Raw genomic sequence first — 23,153 nt, 5'->3', positions numbered from 1 at the left:
GTTGGCCGCATGAGCGATCTTGAGATTGCCCGCGCCGCCGCGGTCAGACCCATCGAGGACATAGCCGCTGCTGCAGGGATCCCCCGGGATTCTCTCGAGTTCCACGGCCGCTTCAAGGCGAAGATCGACCCCGGACTCCTGCCGTCCGGCACCACTCCGGGTCGGGTGGTCCTGGTCACCGCCATGAGTCCCACACCCGCCGGCGAGGGGAAGTCCACCTGCACCGTCGGGCTCGCGGACTCTCTCGCCCGTGCCGGGAAGCGCGTGATGATCGCCCTCCGGGAGCCGTCGCTCGGTCCGGTCCTGGGCATGAAGGGTGGCGCGACCGGTGGTGGCTACTCTCAGGTGCTGCCCATGGACGAGATCAACCTGCACTTCACCGGTGACTTCCACGCCATCACCTCGGCGAACAACGCCCTCGCCGCCCTGATCGACAACCACATCCACCAGGGCAACGAACTCGGGATCGACCCGCGCCGGATCACCTTCAAACGGGTCCTGGACGTCAATGACAGGGCGCTGCGCGAGGTGGTGATCGGCCTCGGGGGTCCGGCCCAGGGAACACCCCGTCAGGACGGCTTCGACATCACCGTGGCATCCGAGATCATGGCGGTCTTCTGCCTGGCCACGGACCTCGGGGACCTCAAGCAGCGGCTCGGCGACATCACGTTCGGTTACACCTTCGACCGCAGGCCGCTGACCGTCCGCGACCTGCAGGTCGAGGGGGCCCTGGCCCTTCTGCTCAGGGACGCCCTCAAACCGAACCTCGTGCAGACCATCGCCGGGACGCCGGCCCTCGTCCATGGCGGCCCCTTCGCGAACATCGCCCACGGCTGCAACTCCGTCATCGCCACGCAGACGGCCCGGCGCCTCGCGGACATCGTGGTGACCGAGGCGGGCTTCGGCGCCGACCTCGGAGCGGAGAAGTTCATGGACATCAAGGCACGTACCGCGGACGTGGCACCGGACGCCGTCGTCGTCGTCGCGACCATCCGTGCCCTCAAGATGCACGGAGGCGTCGCGAAGACCGACCTGGCGCGAGCCGATCTGGACGCGCTCCGCGACGGCACCCCCAACCTGCTGCGCCATGTGCGCAACATCGAGAAGTTCGGCATCTCGCCCGTCGTCGCGATCAACCGGTTCGGCACCGACACACCGGAGGAGCTCGACTGGCTGATGGCATGGTGCGCGGACGAGGGCGTCGACGCAGCCGTCGCCGATGTCTGGGGTCAGGGAGGCGGCGGTCCCGGCGGCGACGACCTCGCCGCGAAGGTCCTCGCAGCCCTCGAGCGGCCCGTCGACTTCACGCACCTCTACCCTCTGGGTCTCCGCGTCGAGGACAAGATCCGGACCATCGTGCAGGAGATCTACGGGGCCGACGGCGTCGACTTCTCCGTGCCGGCGCTGAAGCGGCTGCAGGAGATCGAAGCGAACGGGTGGGCGGACCTGCCCGTGTGCATGGCGAAGACGCAGTATTCCTTCTCCGACGACGCGAGCCTGCTCGGCGCCCCCAAGGGTTTCACCGTGCACGTCCGGGACCTCATCCCCATGACCGGGGCCGGCTTCATCGTGGCCCTCACGGGGTCCGTGATGACCATGCCGGGGCTGCCCAAGGAGCCGGCCGCACTCCGGATGGACGTCGACGGCGAGGGCAACGCCGTCGGGCTGACCTAGGGCGCACCCACCCCCGCGCCCAGCTCGCGGGACCCGACGGGGCGGCGTCGCGGCCGGACCGTGAGGTAGAGGGCCGTGACGCCGGCGGCCACGAGGGCCGCGGTGAGCCACGCCGTGCCCGGATCGTCGGCGAGCAGCCTCGGGATGGACCGGGAGGGGACCGTCGCCGCGAAGAGGAAGGCGATGAGCAGTCCCAGGTAGCTGCCCGCCATGTTCATGGCATGGGCGCGGATGTCGCGTCGCACCGCTGCTATGACTCCGAGGCTGACCGTGACGATGGTGAGCAGGGACAGTCCGTGGAGCCAGCTGTAGTGGCCGTCGGTCACGATCCAGAAGCTGCTGCCGCAGACGTAGTACATGGACGCCGCCCAGGTGTAGCCGAGGAGGTGGTGGGCCCGGTCGCGCCGGCGCCGCAGGATGTTGATCGGACCCACCAGGAGCGCGTACAGAGCGGCGACCACATGGGTCGCGAGGAGCGAGTTCCAGTCCATGCCAATAGGATAGTTCGACTATCTTATGATGGGTATCCGGATAGTACGGGCCGGGTCACCTATCCGGCGGCAAGAGGGAGGAGAGGCCGGTGCGACTGGCGCAACTGAGCGAGGAGTCGGGTACCAGCCCCGCGAGCATCAAGTTCTACCTGCGCACAGGGCTCCTGCAGCCCGGCGTCGCGATCAATCCGACGAGGGCCGACTACGGGGATGGGCATGTACGCAGGCTGCGCCTGATCCACGGGTTGCGGTCCACCGTGGGACTGGGCCTGGAGGACGTCCGTCGCATCGTCGAGGCCTCGGCGGGCGTCGAGACCTCCCGTTCCCGGAGGCTGGCCCTTCTCGCCACGGTGCAGTCGGTGGTCCTCCGGCTCGACGGCGATGCCGATGCAGCCTCGCCCGCTGGCGATGCGCTGGTGCAGGCTCTGGCGTGGCCGGACGAGGGCAGCGAGGCACGCTCCGCGGTGAACCGGCACCTCGCGGTCATGGACGCCGCCGGCGTCGGGGTGGGCGCCGACGTCCTGGAGGCCTACGGCCGCGCGGCGGACGCGATCGCCGCCGCCCAGCTCGCCGCAACGGACCTGCGGGACACCGTGGAGGACTTCATCCTCACGGCGGCTATCGGCATGCACCTGCACAACCAGCTGATCCTGAAGATCGTCGCGCTCGCCCAGGCCAGCCAGTCCATCAGGCGCTACGGTACCGGGACAGCCCCGGACGCGACGGGGCCGGGACGGCCGTAGCGCGTCCCGGCCCGGCACCGGTCGTCCTAGCGGTCGATCTCGCCGCGGATGAAGGCTTCGACCTTCTCGTGGGCGACGTCGTCCGCGTACTGTTCCGGCGGGGACTTCATGAAGTAGCTCGACGCCGAGAGGATCGGGCCGCCGATACCGCGGTCCAGGGCGATCTTCGCGGCCCGGATCGCGTCGATGATGACGCCGGCGGAGTTCGGGGAGTCCCAGACCTCGAGCTTGTACTCCAGCGAGACGGGGGCGTCGCCGAAGTTGCGGCCCTCGAGGCGGACGAACGCCCACTTGCGGTCGTCGAGCCAGGCCACGTAGTCCGAGGGTCCGATGTGCACGTCGTCGGCGCGCAGCTCGGCCTTGACGTTGGAGGTCACGGCCTGGGTCTTGGAGATCTTCTTCGACTCCAGGCGGTCGCGTTCGAGCATGTTCTTGAAGTCCATGTTGCCGCCGACGTTGAGCTGGTAGGTGCGGTCGAGGGTGACGCCGCGGTCCTCGAACAGCTTCGCCATCACGCGGTGGGTGATGGTCGCACCGATCTGGCTCTTGATGTCGTCGCCCACGATGGGCACACCGGCCTCGGTGAACTTGTCAGCCCACTCCTTGGTGCCGGCGATGAACACCGGCAGGGCGTTCACGAACGCGACGCCGGCATCGATCGCGCACTGCGCGTAGTACTTCGCCGCGTGCTCTGACCCGACCGGGAGGTAGCACACGAGGACGTCGGCCCTGGAGTCCTTGAGCTGCGCGACGATGTCCACGGGCTCCTCGTCCGACTCCACGATGGTCTCGCGGTAGTACTTGCCCAGGCCGTCCAGGGTGTGGCCGCGCTGGACGATCACGCCGGTGGGCGGGACGTCGGCGATCTTGATCGTGTTGTTCTCGCTGGCCCCGATGGCCTCGGCGAGGTCGTGGCCCACCTTCTTGCCGTCGACGTCGAACGCCGCCACGAACTGGACGTCCCCCACGTGGTACTTCCCGAACTCGACGTGCATGAGGCCGGGAATGGTCCCCGATGCGTCAGCATCCCGGTAGTAGTGCACACCCTGCACCAGGGACGCGGCACAGTTGCCGACTCCAATGATTGCCACGCGAATGGGGTTCTGTCCCACAGTTCTCCTCGAAAGCCCGATGAATATGCCCCGGCCGTCGTCGCCCCGGCGCGGTCGGCAGGAATTGCCAGTCTACGTTCCGTTATCAACCCCTTTTTCTCCGTGCCCATTCCCGGGACCCGGCGCAATGCCGCGCCGGGCGCTCCGGAATGGCCCCCAGCAGGGGCACCGGACCATTACGCTCGGGGAATGAGGCCGGGTACGGGAGCGCGCGGACCGTACCGCATCGGTATCCCGAGCCGGGCCGATGCCGCGCTGCGGCCACTGGTGGAGGGGACCGGCGGGCCGCTGGGCAGGCACGCGGATCCGGGGCGCGTGGCACCTCTCTGGTTCACCGTGGAGCGCGTGCTCGTCCTGCTCACCGTTGCGTCGGCCGTCCTCGCCGTGATCGCCAAGAACCCGTGCCGTACCGCGGGGTGGGCCTCACCCGACTACTTCTACCGGGCGTGCTATTCGGACTGGACCGAACTCTTCCAGAGCCGGGGCCTCGGCGAAGGCGTCCGTCCGTTCATCACTCCCGGCGCACTGTTCGAGTACCCCGTCCTCCTCGGCCTTCTCGCCTCCGGTATGGCGTTCCTCGTGGATCTCGCTGCCGGTGGCGCCGACCCCGGGTCGAAGTCGCTGCTCTACTTCGATGTGAACGCGGTGCTCCTCAGCGCCGTCTGGATCCTGACCGTGCTGGCGACGCTCCGTCTCGCCGCCCGACGCCCGTGGGACGCCGCCATCGTGGCCACCGCGCCGGTCATCATCCTGTCCGGGACCATCAACTGGGACCTGTGGGCCGTGCTGCTCGCGACGGCCGGGATGCTCGCCTTCGCACGCAACCATCCGGTCCTGGCGGGCGTCCTGTGGGGACTCGGCGCGGCAGTGAAGCTGTACCCGGTCCTGCTGCTCGGCGCCGTGCTGGTCCTGGCGCTGCGGACGGGACGGTATCGGCCGTGCGTCGCGGCGTTCGCCGGTGCGGCCGCCGCGTGGCTGGCCGTGAACGTGCCCTTCATGCTGCGGGACTTCCGAAGCTGGAGCTACTTCCTCACGTTCTCCGAGACGCGCGAGGCCGGGTTCTCCTCCGGGTGGTACGTGTACAACGCGCTGGCCCGCCAGACCGGCGGCGCTGTGCTGCCACCCGCGGCGATCAACGCCGGAGCCGCCCTCCTCTTCCTCCTCGCCTGCGCCGGTATCGCGGTCCTCGCGCTCCGTGCGCCACGGCGCCCCCGCCTGGCCCAGCTCGCGCTGCTGATCATCGGTGCGTTCATCCTGTGCAACAAGGTCTACTCACCGCAGTACGCCCTCTGGCTCGTACCCCTGATCGCGCTCGCCGTGCCCCGCTGGCGCGTGGTGTTCGTCTGGCAACTCGTCCAGATCCTCCACTGGGCGGCCGTCTGGCTCTATCTGGGCGGCCAGACCAGCGGCGGAGCGCCCGAGCACAATCTGGGACTCGGCACGTATGCCTGCGCAGTCATCGCCCATATTCTTGCTACTGCATACATCATGGTGGTCGTGGTGGCAGAAGTCCTCGTCCCCGAGCGGGACGTGGTGCGGCGGATCGGCATCGATGATCCGCACGCCGGGCCGTTCGACCGCGCACCCGACCGCGCACCCGACAGGGCGTCCCGGCGGTCCGCCGCGCGGCTGCCGGCCGGCCCGCCGGACAGGGCCGCGGCCCGCCCGGCTCCGATAGGGTTGCAGGACGGCGTGGGCGCCCAGCCTCGCCAGGACCACCTCCCGGGACCACTACCAGCGGAAGATCATTTGTGAGCGCAGCACCCCTGACCTACACCACCGTCGACCCGAGCGGGTTCGAGGCGCTCGCGGCCGCGCACCCCGAGGTGGTGATCCCCATCGAGCAGACCCCCGCCTGGGTCGACTTCGAGCGGGCGCTCGGGCGCACGCCGCTGGGCATCTGGGCGTACAGGGATGCGGGCGGATCGCTCGTGGCCACCGCGAGCTATGTGCACGTGGCCCGCCGGTCCAGGGAATCCGTGGTGGTGGTCAATGGTCCGGTCTGGTTCGCCGAGCGCACTCCGGCGGCCGAACGCCTGCTCATGGAGACCGTCCGCCGGCAGTTCCGGGACCACCCCTCCGTGGACCCGCTCTACGTGAGGATGCAGGTGGCCACGCCGCAGCCACCCGCGACCGGCCCCATCGAGCACGGATGGTACGAGCGGGAGATCGTGGTGGACCTGACGCCGTCCGAGGCGGATCTGCTCAAGAGCTTCCGTCCCAATGCACGCAACAGCATCCGGCGTGCGCAACGCAACGGTGTCGAGGTCAGACACATTCCTAGGGAGGAATGGAGGATCGTCTTCGCGGAACAGCTGTTCCCGATCATGCAGGAGACCGCGGAACGGGACGGGTTCCGGTCCTTCGACTCGGCGTACTACGAGACGCTGCTGACCGTCCTGGGTGACCACCTGCGCCTGCTCGTGGCCTACCGCGACGGCGTGGCGCTGAGCTGGCTCATGACCACGGAGTACCGCGGGTACTCCGTCTACTACTTCGCCGGCAGCACGCACGAGGCCCGTTCGACGTTCGCGCCCTACCTGCTGCTCTGGGAGGCTTTCAGGGTGCTGAAGGCTGCCGGCAATACGGCATGCGGACTCACGGGCATCGTCAGCGAGAACTACCCCGGCCTGGCGAACGTCACCACCTTCAAGCGGAACTTCTCGAAGAACGTGGTGGTGGTCCCCACCACCTACGACATCCCCCTCAACCCGGCACGGTATGCCGTCGTCGCCGCACTGCTCGCCGCCCGCCGGACGGCTCCGGCGACGGCGCGTGCAACGGCGCAGGCGGTCGGGCGGCGCGCTCCTGGACTCGTGCGGCACGCCGCCGGGGTCGTGCGGCGCTCCGGGCGGAGGGTCGTCGGGGTCACCGCGCCCGCGGCCCCTGCCGCAGCCACCGCGACCACCGAGCAGACGTAGCGCCCGGCGGGGACGGACCCCGGCGGGCAGGAGAGGAGATCCATGCCAGATGTCGTGGTTGTCGGAGCGGGCCCCAACGGGCTCGCTGCCGCCGTCGTCATGGCCCGCGCCGGACTGTCGGTCCGGGTCCACGAGTCCGCGCCGACGCTGGGAGGCGGGTCGCGGTCCATCCAGCTCATGGAGGAGGGGCACCTCCACGACTTCTGCTCCGCCGTCCATCCGATGGCCCTCGCCTCACCGTTCTTCCGGGCCTTCGAACTGAGTCGGCGCATCGGCTTCGCCGTCCCCGAGGTCTCCTTCGCGCACCCGCTGGACGGCGGGCGGGCCGGGGTCGCCCACCGCAGCCTGGAGAGGACGGTGGAGGGACTCGGCGTGGACGGCGACGCCTACCGCCGCCTGCTGCAGCCGCTCACGGAGCGGGAGCAGGGCATCCTGGCCTTCACACTCAACTCCGTGCTGCGGATTCCTTCGCGGCCGGAGGCGGCGCTGCGCTTCGGCCTCGCGGTCCTCGATCAGGGACTGCCCACCTGGAACCGCCGCTTCAGCACCGATGAGGCCCGCGCGCTCGTCACCGGCGTCATGGCGCACCCCGTGGGGACGCTGCCCGCCCTCACCGGCGCCGGCGCAGGCCTGGTGCTGAACCTGCTCGCGCACACCGTGGGTTGGCCCATCCCGGTGGGCGGCTCGCAGTCGATCGCGGACGCCCTGGCGCTGGACCTCCTCGAGCACGGCGGCGACGTGGTGACGGACAGCAGGATCGAGACCCTGGCCGAGGTGTCGGACGCGCGCGTCGTGCTCCTCGACGTCGCCCCGAAGACCTTCCAGGCGATGTCCCGCGGACGACTCCCCGCCGTCTACGACGCCGCGCTGTCGGCCTTCACCTACGGCAACGCGGCGTGCAAGGTGGACTTCATCCTGTCCGGCCCGGTGCCGTGGACGCACCCGGACCTGCATCGGGCGGGGACGGCGCACCTCGGGGGGACGCGGGAGGAGATCGCCGCCGGCGAGAAGCAGGTCAGGCAGGGCAGGCATCCGGAGAATCCGTACGTCCTCGTGTCCCAGCCGTCCTCCTTCGATCCGACCCGGGCCCCCGAGGGCAGGCACACGCTGTGGACGTACTGCCATGTCCCGCGCGGTTCCACCCAGGACATGGCCGGGGCGATCACGGCGCAGATCGAGCGGTTCGCGCCCGGCTTCCGGGACGTCGTCGTGCGCAGCCATACGACGACGGCGAGCGACCTCGAGGTGTACAACGCCAACTACGTGGGCGGCGACTTCAGCAGCGGTGCCGTGAACCTGCGTCAGATCGTCGCGCGGCCCGTCCCGTCCCTGCAGCCCTGGGCCACGCCGATCAAGGGCGTCTACCTCTGCTCCCAGTCCACGCCGCCGGGACCGGGCGTCCATGGCATGGCGGGCCTGAACGCGGCCCGGCTGGCCCTCAAGAGGGAGTTCGGGCTGCCGGTGCCGCCGCTGGGTCTCTGAGCGGCCTCGACGGCGGATGATGTCGGGAGTCCCTATGCGCCCTCGGGCATCCGGACGGGAGGTCAGCTCCTCGGCCGGATGATCCGCCGGGCGGCCTCCACCGCGGAGGCCCGATGGGCGGCCAGGGGCGTCCCCGACGCATTCGCATGGGCCACCAGCGGAGCCTGCACCCAGGCCTGGGCGACCCCGAACAGAAGAGGGAGGAGTTCCTCGGGCGCCCAGGACGGGTCGACGTGCCCGTGGTCCTGCGCCTCCCGCAGCGCCGCCAGCTTGCGGTCCGGGTGGGATCCTCCCGGGAGGTCGTACTCCATGCCCTCGAGCCGCGCCCAGGTCAGCATCCGCAGGATCTCCGGGTACTCGTGCGCGTGGTCGAAGGCGGCCCCCACGAACCCCGGCACATCGGCCGGATCGAGCGCCACCGCCTCATGGAACCGGGCAGCACCCGCGTCCAGCACGGCCTGGAACAGGGCGGACTTGTCGGCGAAGTGCGCGTAGAGGCGCTCCTTGCTGGCAGCAGCTGCCTTCGCGATGCGGTCGATCCGGGCGCCGGCGAGGCCGAAGGCGGCGAACTCGACCCTGGCAGCCAGCAGGATGCGGGTCCGTACGTCCGTCGTCGCATGCATCCCTTCACTATACCCAAACGAACTAGTTCGTTTGACTGAGGGCCGAGGGCGCACCTACTCTCGATCGAGACCACTACGAGGAGATCCATGTCCGTCCCCACTCCGGGTTCATCCGGTACGTCCACCATCGACGCCGCCCGAAAAGCCCCCGCCAATCGCTGGCTCGTGCTGGCCATCATCGCGCTCGCCCAGCTCATGGTCGTCCTCGACGGCACCATCGTGAACATCGCCCTTCCGCAGGCACAGGCGGAGCTCGGCATGTCCGACAGCGATCGCAGCTGGGTGGTCACGCTCTACGCCCTGACCTTCGGCGCGCTCCTGCTCCTCGGCGGCCGGATCGCCGACTTCTGGGGCAGGAAGCGGTCCTTCATCGTCGGCATGGCCGGTTTCGCCCTCGCGTCGGCCATCGGCGGAATAGCCACCTCGGGTGAGACGCTCCTGCTGGCCCGCGGACTCCAGGGCGTCTTCGCCGCGCTGCTGGCCCCCGCTGCGCTGGCCATCCTCTCCGTGACCTTCCCCGGCGGCAAGGACCGCGTGCGGGCGTTCGCGGTCTACGGCACCATCGCCGGCGGCGGAGCCGCTGTGGGCCTCCTGCTCGGCGGTGTCCTCACCGAATACTTCAGCTGGCACTGGTGCCTGCTCGTGAACGTGCCCATCGCCGTCGTCGCCATCGCCCTCGGCCTGCCCGTGCTCCGCGAGAGCCGCGCCGAGGGGAGCACCCGCTACGACGTGCCGGGTGCGGTCCTCGTGAGTCTCGGTCTCGCCTCCGTGGTCTACGGGTTCTCCCGCGCCGAGGCCGGCTGGGTCCGGGCCGACACGCTCGGGTTCCTCGCCCTCGGCGTCGTGCTGCTGGCCCTCTTCATCCTCGTCGAGTCCCGCTCGCAGCACCCGCTGCTGCCACTGCGGATCATCACGGACCGGGCACGGGCGGGCGCCTACCTGACCTCGATCGCCGTCGGAGCCGCGCTCCTCGGCGCACTGCTCTACCTGACGCTGTATCTGCAGATCGTCCTGGGCATGAGTCCGCTGGTCTCGGGACTCGCATCACTGCCCATGACCGTGGCCATCATCGTCTGCGCCGGGGTGGTCTCGCGGCTCCTGCCGACGGTCGGGGCGCGCATCCTGATGACGGTGGGACCGCTGGTCGCTGCCGCCGGGTTGCTGCTGCTCAGCCGCATCACGGTCGGCGGCTCCTACGCGCTGGAGGTGCTTCCCGCGCAGATCCTCCTGGGCGTGGGACTCGCGCTCATCTTCGTCCCGCTCCAGAACGTCGCACTGCTCGGGATCGCCCCCCGCGATTCGGGCGTCGCCAGCGCTGCCGTCACCGCGACGCAGCAGATCGGCGGATCGATCGGCACGGCCGTGTTCACCGCGCTGTACACGGTGGGTGCCGGAACCGGCACGGCCGAGGGTGCCGCCGGCGGGCTGCAGGCCCTCGTGGACGGCTACTCCGTGGTGTTCCTGGCCGCCGCCGTGGTGCTGGCCCTTGCATCGCCCGTCTGCTGGTTCATGATCAGGGTCGCACGTGACGAGTTCACGATGTCCGACGAGGCCGTGCACCTGGGCTAGGCGCCTCAGGCGCTCGCGGGCTGCTCGTGGGCGCCGCTCTGCAGCCACGCGACGGCCATGTGCCGCGAAGTGAAGAACCGGGTGGGGCAGGGTGGCGAGTTCACGCCGAGGAAGAAGTTGGCGATCATCCGGTCCACGGGCGAGGACCCGAGCAGGGCGATCCGCGACGCGGCGCACGGGGTGGCGAAGACCGCCCGGGCATCACGGGTGACCGTCCGCGTGGTCTCCATGTCGACGAGCATGGGATGCCCGTCCGCCTCGGCGAGATCGTTGACCGCGACCATGGCCGCCTGGGCGTCGTCCGCCGTGATGGTGCAGTCCTTCTCCCACTCGAGGTGCAGGATCCCGTTGGGGAGCAGGGCGAGCGTGGCCTTGCCTCCCTCGATCGGCTGTGCGGGCATGGCCTGTCTCCTCACGACGCTGAGGCTTCCGGGCCGGACGGCCCCGAGTTCCCGGTGAGACCAAGGATCAGCGAGCGCCCATCATAGCGAAGTACCCGGGGATCCTGGTGCTGGACCGGCCACCCATCGGAACGGCCTCGATGGTCACCGCACCGTCCGCGAGGACGCTCCACACGCCGTCGGGGAACGCCGCCCGACGCTCCGCCGATCCGAAGTGGCCGGGCACCGGGATGCCGCCGATGGCCCTCCGGAGCGGGGCCGGGATGCTCCCCGGCTTCGCGCCGAGACTCTGCATGTAGGACAGCGGATTGCCACGGTAGTTCGTCTCGGTCAGCAGCACCCGGCCCCGGCTGCCCACGATGTGCCGGAGGTTCTCGCCGAGGTGTTCCCGCTGGCGTGGTTTCAGAACGTGGAAGACTCCCCGTACGAAGACGTTCGCGTCGCCGTGCTCCTCCTGCAGCAGTCTGCCGGTACCCGGGGCCGTCAGGTCCATCACCCGGAAGGCGACGGCGGAGTGGTCCCGCGATTCGTGCGCGGCACGCTCCACGGCGCTGTCGGCGACGTCGACACCGAGCGCCGAGGGAAAATGCCCTGCGAGCCACCGGGTCCATCGTCCGTTGCCGCAGCCGACGTCGATGACCGGGAGGCTGCCGTCCATGTGGCTTCGGATGGCGTGCGTGTACTGCTCCGCCTCGGGGCCGATGTCCGCGTCCCAGAGCACCTCACCCCGGGTGCCGGTGGTGCGCACGCGGCTCCAGTAGCCCTCCCATGCCTCGGCCGGGTCGCGGGGCGCCCGCACGGCGAGGCGTGCCACTTCCGGCACCATCCGGAGCTGGTCGACGATTCTGAGCATAGGAAGAGGGTACCGACGGGCATGGCGTTCCCGATCCACCCGAGTGTTCCTGCAGGATCGAGGTGTCGCGGGCCGACGATCGCACCCGTTCGTCGGACGCTCGGGAAGCCCGCCCGCGCGGAACGGATAGCGGACCGGCTGGAGAAACGCCAGGCCGGAGCCGATCTGCCCGGTGGTCGTGCCGACATCTGGCAGTGTGTTACCCATGACCTCCGACCCTCAAGCGCGAGTCGCACTCATCATCGAAGACGACGCCGATGTGCGGCAACTGTTGGTGATGACCCTGGGAATGAGCGGATTCACCACCATCGAGGCCGAGAACGGCCGTCAGGGCGTGGCGCTCGTGCGAGAGCGCCACCCCGATCTGGTGACCCTCGACCTGAACCTGCCGGACATCGACGGGGTGGAGGTGTGCCGCCAGATCCGACCGCTGACCGACGCGTACGTCATCATGATCACGGCGCGGCAGGACGAGATCGACCGCCTGATCGGCCTCGAGATCGGGGCCGACGACTTCATCGTCAAACCGTTCAGCCCCCGCGAGGTGGGCGCCCGCGTGAACGCCATGTTCCGCCGGCCGAGGAGCACTGTCCGCAACGTGGCGCAGCCCCTGCCCGGCGCGGAGGCGGCGGAGGAGTCGCAGTCCGCGGCGGGGGTGATCACCGCACCGCCTGCCGCCCCCGAGCAGACCGAGAACCTGCTGATCCACGGGCCCCTCACCATCGATCCCGAGGGCCGCATCGCGATGCTCGACGGCATCGAGCTCCCGCTCACGCGGATCGAGTTCGATCTCCTGGCCACGCTCGTCTCCGGACCGCGTCGCGTGTGGCAGCGGGAGACCCTGCTGTCGCGCATCTGGGGTGAGGGCTGGGTCAACGATCAGCACCTCGTGGAGGTGCACATCCGGAACCTGCGGAAGAAGCTGGGAGAGGACACCAAGGCACCGCGATTCATCCGGACCGTCCGCGGGGTCGGTTATCGGATGATGCCGCCCAGCGCGGCCTGAAATTCCACCCCGAGGCCCTGCAGCTGCGTGATGAGCGCGGCGGCGTCGCCCGGCTCGTCCACCCGGTCCAGCGCAGCGGATGCCGCCTCCTCGAGGCGGCGGGCCCCGACCATCGAGGCACTCACGTTGAGGCTGAGCAGTGCGACGACGACGGCGTCGGTGTCGCGGTCTGCGAAGGCGTCCTCGACGGCGCCGATGCGCTGCGGGAGCATGTCGACGAACATCCCCGCGAACTGGAGGGCCCCGGCCTGGCTGGACAGTTCCACCCCGAGGTTCTCGAGGATCGCCCGGTCGAGCGCGGGAAGCTGGGACATCAGGGCCTTGTCGGTCGCGGGTCGGTGGGTGTGGAGGCTGATCGGGGCGTTCGCCGGGACGGCGGCGTCATCGGTCGGGCCGTCGGCGTCGTCCTTCGGACGTGACCAGATCATGAGGAGCAGGGAGCCCACGAGGACCGCCGGGATGCCGTAGACCAGGACGTGACTGACGGCAGGGGTGCGCAGCGCGCGGATCACGTTGCCGACCTCGGGGATGACGGCCGTGGCCTCGTAGACGGAGTCGCCGTCCAGCGTCGCGAGCCAGGGATCCACGGACTCGTTGGCGTCGCCCTTGGTGCGGACCGCCGTGCTGCCGTCGGCTCCCCGGACGACCTCGATCACGCGGTGGGTCTCCACGCGGTGGTCCTCGACGGGGATGTGGTAGCTGATGACGTCGCCCACGGCGACCTCGCCGACGGGCTGGAGAGTGGTGACGACGACGTCGCCCGGCATGATGTCGGGCGCCATGCTCCCGGTCAGCATCGTCGCGGTCTGGTAGCCGAAGAAGCGCGGGCCGATGGCGAAGAACAGGACGGCGACCACGGCGACGACCATGAGCAGGGTGCCGAGGAGGCTCGCGAGGCGCTGGAGGGGGGACGGACGCTCCACGGTCGCCACCGGTGCCCCGATCACGGCGGCCGGTTGTGCGGGTGCAGGTGTGATGGCGGGAGCGGCGTGGCGCGAGTGCCGGCGGGTCCGCGCCTCGGGGGTGATGGACGGAAGGTCGATCGTCGTCACGCCTGCTCCTCTGATGTGCCACTGATTCCTGGTGAAGCTGCCCGCCGGTTCCGGTGGACGGACCGGAACCGGAGGGAAGACGGATGGAGTGCTGGACTCCTGGGAACCACTCTGGTCGACGCCACTCAAACGCGGCGGGGTCCAAGGGCGAAAGAACACCGAAGAAAGACCGAAGCCGGGGCGTTCTGGCGGTCCGCCCCGGCGTTCCTAGGCGAGCATCTCCCTCACCATGGGGATGACCTTCGTGCCGTACAGCTCGATGCTGTGCATGAGCTTCTCGTGCGGCAGGGGCCCGGCGCTGTACTTCATGTCGAAGCGGTCGATCCCGAGCGTCCGCGCCGTCGACGCGATCTTCTTCGCGACGGTCTCCGGCGAGCCGACGTAGAGCGAGCCGAAGTCGGCCTCCTGGTCGAACTCCGCGCGCGTCGTCGGACCCCACCCGCGCTCGCGGCCGATGCGGTCGCGCATGATGCGGTTGTCCGGCCACAGCTCCTCGCGGGCCTGCTCGTCGGAGTCGGCGACGTACCCGGGGGAGTGGACGCCGATCGGCAGGGTGGGCCGGCCGAGCTGGTTGAGCGCACGGTGGTACAGGTCCACATAGGGCGCGAAGCGCGCGGGGTCCCCGCCGATGATCGCGAGCATCAGCGGCATCCCGTAACGGGCGGCCCGCACCACGGACTCCGGGCTTCCGCCGACGCCGATCCACGTCCTGAGGTGCCCCCCCTCGGTCTTGGGGTACACCTCGTGGTTCTCGAGCGGAGGGCGCGTGCTGCCGGACCAGGTGACCGGTCCCTCCTTGATCAGCTCGGAGAAGAGGTCGAGCTTCTCCTCGAAGAGCCGCTCGTAGTCGGAGAGGTCGTAGCCGAACAGGGGGAAGGACTCGGTGAAGGAGCCGCGGCCGAGGATGACCTCGGCACGGCCGTCGGACGCCGCGTCGAGGGTGGCGAAGCGCTGGTAGACGCGCACGGGATCGTCGGAGCTGAGTACGGTGACGGCCGAACCGAGCCGGATGCGTTTCGTCTGCCCGGCGATGGCGGCCAGCACGGTCTCGGGTGCGGAGACGGCGAAGTCGTCGCGGTGGTGCTCGCCGATACCGATGAAGTCGACGCCGACCTCGTCGGCGAGGACGGCCTCGGCGATGACGTTGCGGATGACCTGCGGATAGGGGAGCGCCCGGCCGTCCTCGCCGCGCGTGACGTCCCCGAAGGTATCGAGACCGAGTTCCAGTTCGCGTGCCATGACAGTACTCCCCGTGCTTGGTGATCGGGCCCGCCCTGGACCCGATGGTAGAACGGGCGCGGCATCACGGATATTCCATGCAAACGTATGTACGCGTGATGGGCGGGCGGGTCGCACGGTGCCCGCTGGACCCGGGACGGGGCGTGGCACGTGGCGCCGCACCACGAGGCGTCGCAGGACCTGATCATCCAGGCCGCCGGGAACGGTTCGAGCACGCACGTCACGAACCGGGCCTGACCGGCCGGGCCTGGCGGCCGGTCTACCGGCGACCGAGCTGGCGTGCCTCCGCCGCGCGGTCGGCCCGGTCGATGCTGGCGGGATCGAGGAGGTCGACGCCGGCGCGTGCCGCGGCCGCCCTGGCCGCCGGGCTCTTCAGGTCCGGCAGGACGAACTCCTCCGGCCGGATCCGGGAATCCTCGGCGGCGTGTACGCCCTGCTGCCGTGCGAGGGCCGGAGCCGACAGCTCGGCGGCCTGCAGCGTCTGCTGGGTGACGCCCCCAGGGGTTCCCGTGAGCGACGCGCCCATCAGGGGGACGTACCCCGAGGCGTGTCCCGCCTGGTTCGGGTGGTACGAGTCCGAGACGGGGTTGGAGAGCCCGTTCACCCACTCGGATGCATCGCACACCGCATGGCCGGTGAAGGCCGCCGTCGGGTTGCGGAAGGCGAAGCCCGCCGCCGCGGCGGCTGCCGCCGTCGTCCTGTTCAGCAGGTCCGCCGTGGCGTTCAGGCGGGACTCCTCCGCGGGCGAGAACCAGGTGGCGGCGTTGCAGTCCTCGCCGTTGAAGATCCGCGGGTAGCCCGCGATCGTCACCGATGCGTATGGCGCCCGTGCGCGGATCTGCCGGTACAGCGAGGAGAGACTGCCTGGCAGCTGGTTCGTGATGACGGCCTGCGCCCTGTCGATCGACGCCGTGCAGTTGCTCATCCAGGCGGGTTGCGCGCATTCGGTCAGGACGTCCACGAAGGCGGCGTCGTTCCCGCCCACGCTGAGGGTGACGTACGACGTGGCCGGGCCGAGGGCGCCGAGCTGGGTCGCGACGACGTCGGGGACCGTGGCGCCGGAGCATGCACGGAAGTTCAGGGCGTAGCCCCTGGCGCTCGCGATGAGCGAGGGGTAGGCGTACACCGAGCGCTGGCAGGACGAGCCGTCCGCGAGGTAGGCGCGCGTGCCCGTGCCGGAGGAGTAGGAATCACCGAGCGCCACGTACGAGGCCCCCGCCGCGGTGGCCGGCGGGGCGGACAGGAGGGCGGCGGCGAGCAGGACGACGACGGCGGCGGCCGAGCGGAAGCGGGGGATCATCGGTGATACTCCTGGTGCCGGAAGTGCGGGTGTTCTCACGCTAGCTGCGGCAGGCCGCGAGCGGGAGGGCTCCGCCGGCCTTTGTGCACAACCCCTTCCACGGCTCCCCGGCCTCGGGTACTGTTCCGTCGGCGCGGGGTGTCTTTGCCTCGTGTCCGGCCCGCGCGGTAAGCTGTGGGGCGGCTCACAGCCGCACGACCCAACTGAATACGCCATCGATCTGCAGCGGGAGAGTTCTGCCGTTGACCACACACCGGCAGGCGCCGTAGGAGCAAATCCTCCCCAGGAATCTCTCAGGCCGAAGTACCGCTGCGGATAGGCAACTCTGGAAAGCAGCCCGGACGCGGTCCGGTGCTCACCGACGGTGCAAGCAGGCGCGGAGTCCTGCGGAAACTCTCAGGTCCCACACAGAGCGGGGAGGAACTCGACCAGGCACGCGCGCCCGCGCTCCCATCTGACGTACGGAGTTCCCATGACCGCCACACCCGACACGGCTTCCGGCACCGCCGCGACCTTCGCCGACCGCCACATCGGCCCACGCACCGCCGATGCCGGGAAGATGCTCGAGGTCCTCGGGTACCCGAGCCTCGAGAAGCTCGTGGACCTGGCCGTGCCCGCCAGCATCCGCCTGGATCGCGCACTCAGCCTGCCGGCGGCCCTCAGCGAGACCGAGGTCCTGGCGCAGCTGCGCCGGATCGCCGGCCGTAACCGGACCGCCGTGCAGATGATCGGCCAGGGCTACTTCGACACGGTCACCCCGCCGGTCATCCGCCGCAACGTCCTCGAGTCGCCCGCCTGGTACACGGCGTACACGCCCTACCAGCCCGAGATCTCCCAGGGCCGCCTCGAGGCCCTCCTGAACTTCCAGACCATGGTGCAGGACCTCACCGCCCTCGACATCGCCAACGCCTCGCTGCTCGACGAGGCCTCCGCCGTCACCGAGGCCGTGCTGCTCATGCGCCGCTCCGGCAAGAACAAGGGCCGCACCGTCATCGACGCCGACGCCCTCCCGCAGACCGTCGCCGTCGTCCGCGGCCGCGCCGAGGCCCTCGGGTTCGAGGTCGAGATCGCCGACCTCTCCGCCGGCCTGCCCGACGGCGACATCAACGGCGTCGTCCTGCAGCAGCCCGGCGCCTCGGGTGCCCTGCGGAACCACGCCTCCGTCATCGCCGCGGCCAAGGAGCGGGGCGCGCTCGTCACGGTCGCCGCCGACCTCCTGGCCCTCACGCTCATCACCGCGCCCGGCGAGCAGGGCGCGGACATCGCCGTCGGCTCCGCGCAGCGCTTCGGCGTGCCCCTCTTCTTCGGCGGCCCGCACGCCGCCTACATGGCGGTGCGCAAGGGTCTCGAGCGCATGCTGCCCGGACGCCTCGTGGGCGTGTCGAAGGACGCCGACGGTGCTCCCGCCTACCGCCTGGCCCTCCAGACCCGCGAGCAGCACATCCGCCGCGAGAAGGCCACGAGCAACATCTGCACCGCGCAGGCGCTGCTGGCGATCGTCGCGTCCATGTACGCCGTGTACCACGGCCCGGAGGGGCTCACGGCGATCGCCCGCACCACCCACCAGCGCGCCGTCGCGCTCGCCGCGGCTCTCGAGGAAACGGGCGCGGCCGTCGTGCACGAGGCGTTCTTCGACACCCTCCTGGTCCGCGTGCCCGGCAAGGCCGCCGAGTACGCGGACGCCGCCGAGGCCGAGGGCTACAACCTGCGCCGCGTGGACGCCGACCACCTCGGCATCTCCTGCGACGAGACGACCACGCCGGAGCACGTCGCGGCCATCGCCGCTGTCTTCGGTGGAACAGCCGAGGGGACCGCCCGCGGGGAGCGCCTCCCGGAGGACCTGCGCCGCACCTCCTCCTTCATGACCCACCCCGTGTTCTCGCGGCACCGCTCCGAGACGGCGATGCTCCGGTACCTGCGCAGGCTCTCCGACAAGGACCTCGCCCTGGACCGCACCATGATCCCGCTGGGCTCGTGCACCATGAAGCTCAACGCGACGGTGGAGATGGAGTCCATCTCCTGGCCCGAGTTCGCCTCCATCCACCCCTTCGCGCCCGAGAGCCAGACCGAGGGCTGGCGTGAGCTGATCACCGACCTCGAGGACCGCCTCGCGGAGATCACGGGCTACGCCCGCGTGTCCCTGCAGCCGAACGCCGGGTCTCAGGGCGAACTGGCGGGCCTCCTGGCCATCCGCGGCTACCACCGCTCGCGCGGCGACGAGAACCGCACGGTCTGCCTCATCCCGTCCTCGGCGCACGGCACCAACGCCGCGTCCGCCGTGCTGGCCGGGATGAAGGTCGTGGTGGTCGGCACCGCCCCGAACGGCAACATCGACCACGACGACCTGCTCGACAAGATCGAGCAGCACGCCGACAACCTCTCGGCCATCATGATCACCTACCCCTCCACGCACGGCGTGTTCGAGGAGGACGTGCGGTGGGTCTGCGAGAAGGTGCACGACGCCGGCGGCCAGGTGTACATCGACGGCGCCAACCTCAACGCGCTCGTGGGCCTCGCCCAGCCGGGGGCCTTCGGCGGTGACGTGTCCCACCTGAACCTGCACAAGACGTTCTGCATCCCGCACGGCGGCGGCGGACCCGGCGTGGGGCCCGTGGCCGTCGCCGCACACCTCGCGCCGTTCCTGCCGGGCGACGCCAACCGCGACATCGCCACGGACGGCGGACCGGACGCCGCGGGCGGGACGCCCGTCTCGGGTTCGATGTACGGTTCGGCCGGCGTCCTGCCGATCTCGTGGGCGTACGTGGCCCTCATGGGCTCCGAGGGGCTCACGAGCGCGACGGCCCACGCCCTCCTCGCAGCGAACTACGTGGCCGCACGCCTGACCGAGCACTTCCCCGTGCTCTACACCGGTGTGCAGGGCCTCGTGGCGCACGAGTGCATCCTCGACCTGCGCCCCGTGACCGCCGCCACCGGCGTGACCGCCGAGGACGTCGCCAAGCGCCTGATCGACTACGGTTTCCACGCCCCCACGCTGTCGTTCCCCGTCGCGGGGACCCTCATGGTGGAGCCGACGGAATCCGAGGACCTCGCCGAGCTGGACCGCTTCATCGACGCGATGATCTCCATCAAGGGCGAGATCGACCGCGTGGCCGCCGGGGAGTTCGGCATCGAGGAGAGCCCGCTGCGCCAGGCGCCCCACACCGCGCAGGTCCTCATCGGGGACGAGTGGACGCAGGCCTACCCGCGCGAGCTCGCCGCCTACCCCCTGCGATCGCTGCGCCATGACAAGTACTTCCCGCCGGTGCGGAGGATCGACGGCGCCCACGGCGACCGCAACCTCGTGTGCTCCTGCCCGCCCATCGAAGCCTTCGAAGACTAGGAACCCCTTGAGCGAGCAGAGCAGACACACGGCCCTCCACACACAGCACGAGGCGCACGGCGCATCGTTCACCGACTTCGGCGGGTGGCAGATGCCGCTGAAGTACCGCAGCGAACTCCAGGAACACCACACCGTCCGGAAGGCGGCGGGGCTCTTCGACCTGTCCCACATGGGCGAGGTGCTCGTCACCGGTCCCGAGGCGGGCGAGTTCCTCAACTACGCCCTGGTCAGCAATCTCGCGGTCATCGCCGTCGGGAAGGCGAAGTACTCGCTGATCTGCACACCCGAGGGAGGCGTGATCGACGACCTCATCACGTACCGTCTCGCCGAGGACTCCTTCCTGGTGGTGCCCAACGCCTCCAACGCGGGCGTCGTCGCGGAGGAACTGCGCGTACGGGCCAAGGGCTTCGACGTCGCCGTCGAGGACCAGTCCGAGGCCACGGCCCTGATCGCCGTGCAGGGCCCCACGGCCGAGGCGGTGCTCCTGGACCTCGCGCGGCCCGAGGACGCGGACACGATCCGGGGCCTGAAGTACTACGCCGCCGTGGAGCTCGAGCTCGCCGGCCTGCCCGTCCTGCTGGCGCGCACCGGGTACACCGGGGAGGACGGCTTCGAGATCTTCATCGGCAGCGGCTTCGCCGTACGCCTCTGGGACGAGGCACTGCGGGCGGGGAGTGCCCACGGGCTGCTGCCCTGCGGCCTCGCGGCTCGCGACTCCCTGCGGCTGGAGGCCGGCATGCCCCTCTACGGGCACGAGCTCGGCCTCGGGACCAACCCCTTCGAGGCAGGCCTCGGACCTGTGGTGAGTACCAAGAAGGCCGACGACTTCGTGGGGCGTTCGGTCCTCGAGCCGCTCAAGGCCGTCGAGCCCGCGCGACGCCTCGTAGGCCTGCGCGCCGTGGGCCGCCGGTCGGCGCGCGCCGGGTACGACGTCGTCGTCGACGGCACGCGGGTGGGATCGGTGACCTCCGGCCTGCCGAGCCCGACCCTCGGCTATCCGGTGGCCCTGGCCTACGTGGCGTCGGAGTACTCCGATCCCGGTACGCAGGTGCAGGTGGACCTGCGCGGCCGCCCGGAGCCCTTCACCGTGATCGCCACCCCGTTCTACAGGCGCGAGAAGCCCGCCGGTAGCGCGCAGTGACGATCAGCGCCTTCGACCTCTTCAAGATCGGCATCGGCCCTTCCAGCTCGCACACCGGCGGACCGATGACCGCCGCGTACCTGTTCACCGAGCTGCTCCGTGCCGAGGGGATGCTGCCCGACGTGCAGCGTGTGCAGGTGGACCTCTTCGGGTCGCTCGGGGTCACCGGGCACGGTCACGGGACCGTGAAGGCGGTCCTGCTCGGACTCGAGGGGGACCAGCCGCACCTCGTGGATCCGACGTCCGCCGACGCCCGAGTGGCCTGCATCGGCGAGTGCCGGTCACTGAATCTGGCCGCCGGGTACCGGATCTCCTTCGACCCCGAGACCGACGTCGTGCTGCACCGCAGACAGCGCCTCGACTACCACACCAACGGTATGCGATTCTCGGCATATTCCGCACAGGGCATTATGCGGGTGAGGGAATACTTCTCGGTCGGTGGTGGGTTCGTTCTCAACGAGGACCAGATCGGTACGGAGACGGCCGATCTCGCCCCCCTGCCGGCGTCCCACCCCTTCGACACCGCGGACCAGTTGCTGGACATCTGCCGGTCCACGGGCTGGTCCTTCTCCGACGTCGTCCTCGCCAACGAGCGGGCCTGGCGCCCGGAGGCCGATGTGCGGGCCGGCCTGCTGGAGATCTGGGCCGTCATGCAGGACACCATCCGGCGCGGTACCACCACCGGCGGCATCCTGCCGGGCGGCCTGAGCGTACGCCGCCGCGCCGAGCGGCAGCGCCAACTGCTCGAGAAGGCCGACGACCCCTCCGACCGGCTCGGCACCATGGAATGGGTCACGCTGTTCGCCCTCGCGGTCAACGAGGAGAACGCCGCGGGCGGCCGCGTGGTCACCGCGCCCACCAACGGTGCCGCCGGGATCATCCCGGCGGTCCTGAAGTACTACGTGGACTTCGTGCCGGGAGCGGACGACGACGGCGTGGTGCGCTTCCTGCTCGCCGCCACGGCCATCGGATCACTGTTCAAGAAGAACGCCTCGATCTCCGGGGCCGAGGTGGGCTGCCAGGGAGAGGTGGGTTCGGCATGCGCCATGGCCGCCGGTGCGCTGGCCGAGGTCCTCGGCGGGACGCCCGAGCAGGTGGAGAACGCCGCCGAGATCGGGATCGAGCACAACCTCGGGCTGACGTGCGATCCCGTGGGCGGACTCGTGCAGATCCCCTGCATCGAGCGGAACGCCGTCGGGGCCATGAAGGCCATCACCGCAGCGCGCATGGCCGTGCGCGGCGACGGGCAGCACCACGTGTCCCTCGACGTGGCGATCAAGACCATGCGTGATACGGGTGCGGACATGATGGACAAGTACAAGGAGACCGCACGCGGCGGGCTGGCGCTGAACGTCGTGGAGTGCTGACCTGAGCACGGCCGGGCTGCCCGTCCGCATCGAGGTGGTTCCCGGGGACGGCCTCGTGGAACGGTTGCGCGCGCACGTGCCCGCTCCCGCAGCCGTGACCGTCACGTGCCTGCCGCAGCATGGTCCGCGGAAGGCGGTGGAGGTGGCGGTGGGCCTGGCAGGAGCCGGGTACACGGTGATCCCGCATCTGGCCGCCCGTTCGGTCACGGACCGCGCCGAGCTCGCCCGGTACGTGGCGCAGTGCGGTGACGCCGGCATCACAGACGTGTTCGTGGTCGGCGGAGACGCCGCCGAACCCGCGGGTCCCTATACGTGGAGCGGCGCATTGATGGAGGACATCGCCGACCTCTCGGGCGGGACCCTGCGCATGGGGATCGCCGTCTACCCCGAGGGACACCCCGGGACGTCCGATGCGGAGCTGGCCCGGACGCTGCGCGCCAAGCAGGAACTGGCGTCCTGGTGCGTCACCCAGCTCTGTTTCTCGCCCGCCACACTGCGCGCCTACCCGTCCCGGCTGCGCGAGGCGGGCATCGGTCTGCCGGTGTGGGCCGGTGTCCCCGGGCCCGTGCGCATGAGCCGCCTCGTCCGGCTCGCCGGACGGATCGGGGTAGGCCAGTCACTCGGGTTCCTCCGGCGATCGGTGGGCGGAGCGGGCGCCGGCTCGGTGGTCCGGCAGCTGCTCTCCTCGGCGTCCTACGATCCGGCGCCGCTGGTGGCCGCACTCGACGGCGCCGGCTACGCGGGAGTGCACCTGTACAGCTTCAACGACCTCGCGGAGCTCGTCTCCTCCGGACTCACGCGGTCCGCCGGCTAGGTCCGGAGGCGCGACGCCGCGCCGT

19 protein-coding genes and 1 riboswitch are annotated in these 23,153 nt (G+C 70.3%); of the genes, 11 read left to right on the top strand and 8 right to left on the bottom strand.

Annotation, left to right across the window (positions count from 1 at the left end; translation table 11 throughout):
* The first annotated feature begins 9 nt into the window (after nt 1-9).
* The gene (locus CI785_RS11285; protein ID WP_105032210.1) at nt 10-1,674 is read left to right on the top strand and encodes a formate--tetrahydrofolate ligase; all 1,665 of its coding nucleotides are present in this window, start codon (nt 10-12) and stop codon (nt 1,672-1,674) included.
* Here the strand turns inward: CI785_RS11285 and CI785_RS11280 are convergent.
* Entirely contained in the window at nt 1,671-2,165 is a 495-nt protein-coding gene (locus CI785_RS11280) for a DUF2306 domain-containing protein (RefSeq protein WP_105032209.1), read from the bottom strand. The two genes, CI785_RS11285 and CI785_RS11280, sit on opposite strands and share 4 nt — an antisense overlap.
* Before the next feature lie 89 nt (nt 2,166-2,254).
* Between CI785_RS11280 and CI785_RS11275 the strand changes: the two genes are divergently transcribed.
* A complete protein-coding gene (locus CI785_RS11275; protein ID WP_105032208.1) occupies nt 2,255-2,908 on the top strand; it encodes a MerR family transcriptional regulator in 654 nt (217 codons plus the stop codon).
* A 26-nt stretch (nt 2,909-2,934) separates the two neighbouring features.
* Here the strand turns inward: CI785_RS11275 and CI785_RS11270 are convergent, their stop codons facing one another.
* Nucleotides 2,935-4,020 (bottom strand): inositol-3-phosphate synthase, encoded by a 1,086-nt coding sequence (locus CI785_RS11270; RefSeq protein WP_105032207.1) that lies wholly within the window; start codon nt 4,018-4,020, stop codon nt 2,935-2,937.
* 189 nt (nt 4,021-4,209) lie between these two features.
* On the opposite strand from CI785_RS11270, the gene CI785_RS11265 reads away from it, so the two are divergent.
* From CI785_RS11265 to CI785_RS11255, 3 genes are read left to right on the top strand one after another with little or no spacing between them, the layout of a single operon-like run.
* Nucleotides 4,210-5,775 carry a glycosyltransferase family 87 protein gene (locus CI785_RS11265; RefSeq protein WP_240615160.1) on the top strand — a complete coding sequence of 522 codons (1,566 nt, stop codon included), beginning with the start codon at nt 4,210-4,212 and terminating at the stop codon, nt 5,773-5,775.
* Nucleotides 5,772-6,941 (top strand): lipid II:glycine glycyltransferase FemX, encoded by a 1,170-nt coding sequence (locus tag CI785_RS11260; RefSeq protein ID WP_105032206.1) that lies wholly within the window; start codon nt 5,772-5,774, stop codon nt 6,939-6,941. The genes CI785_RS11265 and CI785_RS11260 overlap by 4 nt, the downstream gene beginning before the upstream one ends.
* A 42-nt stretch (nt 6,942-6,983) precedes the next feature.
* Nucleotides 6,984-8,423, top strand: coding sequence for a phytoene desaturase family protein (locus CI785_RS11255; RefSeq protein WP_105032205.1), 1,440 nt, complete (start codon nt 6,984-6,986; stop codon nt 8,421-8,423).
* Between the two features lie 62 nt (nt 8,424-8,485).
* Here CI785_RS11255 and CI785_RS11250 read toward each other — a convergent pair whose 3' ends face one another.
* On the bottom strand, nt 8,486-9,046 hold the full coding sequence (locus CI785_RS11250) for a TetR/AcrR family transcriptional regulator (protein WP_105032204.1): 561 nt from the start codon (nt 9,044-9,046) through the stop codon (nt 8,486-8,488).
* A gap of 87 nt (nt 9,047-9,133) precedes the next feature.
* On the opposite strand from CI785_RS11250, the gene CI785_RS11245 reads away from it, so the two are divergent.
* On the top strand, nt 9,134-10,615 hold the full coding sequence (locus CI785_RS11245; protein WP_105032203.1) for an MFS transporter: 1,482 nt from the start codon (nt 9,134-9,136) through the stop codon (nt 10,613-10,615).
* Between the two features lie 5 nt (nt 10,616-10,620).
* On the opposite strand, the gene CI785_RS11240 is transcribed toward CI785_RS11245, so the two are convergent.
* Nucleotides 10,621-11,016 (bottom strand): DUF7793 family protein, encoded by a 396-nt coding sequence (locus CI785_RS11240; protein ID WP_105032202.1) that lies wholly within the window; start codon nt 11,014-11,016, stop codon nt 10,621-10,623.
* A gap of 67 nt (nt 11,017-11,083) precedes the next feature.
* Complete coding sequence (locus CI785_RS11235) at nt 11,084-11,869, bottom strand: class I SAM-dependent methyltransferase (RefSeq protein ID WP_105032201.1); 786 nt, start codon at nt 11,867-11,869, stop codon at nt 11,084-11,086.
* Nucleotides 11,870-12,074: 205 nt separating this feature from the next.
* Between CI785_RS11235 and CI785_RS11230 the strand changes: the two genes are divergently transcribed.
* Nucleotides 12,075-12,875 (top strand): response regulator transcription factor, encoded by an 801-nt coding sequence (locus tag CI785_RS11230; RefSeq protein WP_105032200.1) that lies wholly within the window; start codon nt 12,075-12,077, stop codon nt 12,873-12,875.
* Here CI785_RS11230 and CI785_RS11225 read toward each other — a convergent pair.
* From CI785_RS11225 to CI785_RS11215, 3 genes are all read right to left on the bottom strand, one after another.
* A complete protein-coding gene (locus CI785_RS11225) occupies nt 12,845-13,927 on the bottom strand; it encodes a signal peptidase I (RefSeq protein ID WP_240615158.1) in 1,083 nt (360 codons plus the stop codon). The genes CI785_RS11230 and CI785_RS11225 overlap by 31 nt on opposite strands.
* Before the next feature lie 207 nt (nt 13,928-14,134).
* The gene (locus CI785_RS11220) at nt 14,135-15,166 is read right to left on the bottom strand and encodes an LLM class flavin-dependent oxidoreductase (RefSeq protein WP_105032199.1); all 1,032 of its coding nucleotides are present in this window, start codon (nt 15,164-15,166) and stop codon (nt 14,135-14,137) included.
* 259 nt (nt 15,167-15,425) lie between these two features.
* Nucleotides 15,426-16,466 carry an SGNH/GDSL hydrolase family protein gene (locus tag CI785_RS11215; protein WP_105032198.1) on the bottom strand — a complete coding sequence of 347 codons (1,041 nt, stop codon included), beginning with the start codon at nt 16,464-16,466 and terminating at the stop codon, nt 15,426-15,428.
* Between the two features lie 216 nt (nt 16,467-16,682).
* Nucleotides 16,683-16,785, top strand: a riboswitch (glycine riboswitch).
* Nucleotides 16,786-16,938: 153 nt separating this feature from the next.
* On the opposite strand from CI785_RS11215, the gene gcvP reads away from it, so the two are divergent.
* The 4 genes from gcvP to CI785_RS11195 are packed head-to-tail and all read left to right on the top strand — an operon-like array spanning nt 16,939 to nt 23,128.
* Complete coding sequence (gene gcvP / locus CI785_RS11210; protein ID WP_105032197.1) at nt 16,939-19,806, top strand: aminomethyl-transferring glycine dehydrogenase; 2,868 nt, start codon at nt 16,939-16,941, stop codon at nt 19,804-19,806.
* Nucleotides 19,807-19,813: 7 nt separating this feature from the next.
* Nucleotides 19,814-20,947 (top strand): glycine cleavage system aminomethyltransferase GcvT, encoded by a 1,134-nt coding sequence (gcvT, locus tag CI785_RS11205; RefSeq protein ID WP_105032196.1) that lies wholly within the window; start codon nt 19,814-19,816, stop codon nt 20,945-20,947.
* A complete protein-coding gene (locus CI785_RS11200) occupies nt 20,944-22,314 on the top strand; it encodes an L-serine ammonia-lyase (protein ID WP_105032195.1) in 1,371 nt (456 codons plus the stop codon). The genes gcvT and CI785_RS11200 overlap by 4 nt, the downstream gene beginning before the upstream one ends.
* Nucleotides 22,315-22,369: 55 nt before the next feature.
* Nucleotides 22,370-23,128 (top strand): methylenetetrahydrofolate reductase, encoded by a 759-nt coding sequence (locus CI785_RS11195; protein WP_240615157.1) that lies wholly within the window; start codon nt 22,370-22,372, stop codon nt 23,126-23,128.
* Nucleotides 23,129-23,153 lie beyond the last annotated feature (25 nt).

This window comes from Arthrobacter ruber, assembly GCF_002954225.1.
Lineage (GTDB): Bacteria > Actinomycetota > Actinomycetes > Actinomycetales > Micrococcaceae > Arthrobacter_D > Arthrobacter_D ruber.
This window is presented reverse-complemented; position numbering and strand designations above follow the sequence as displayed.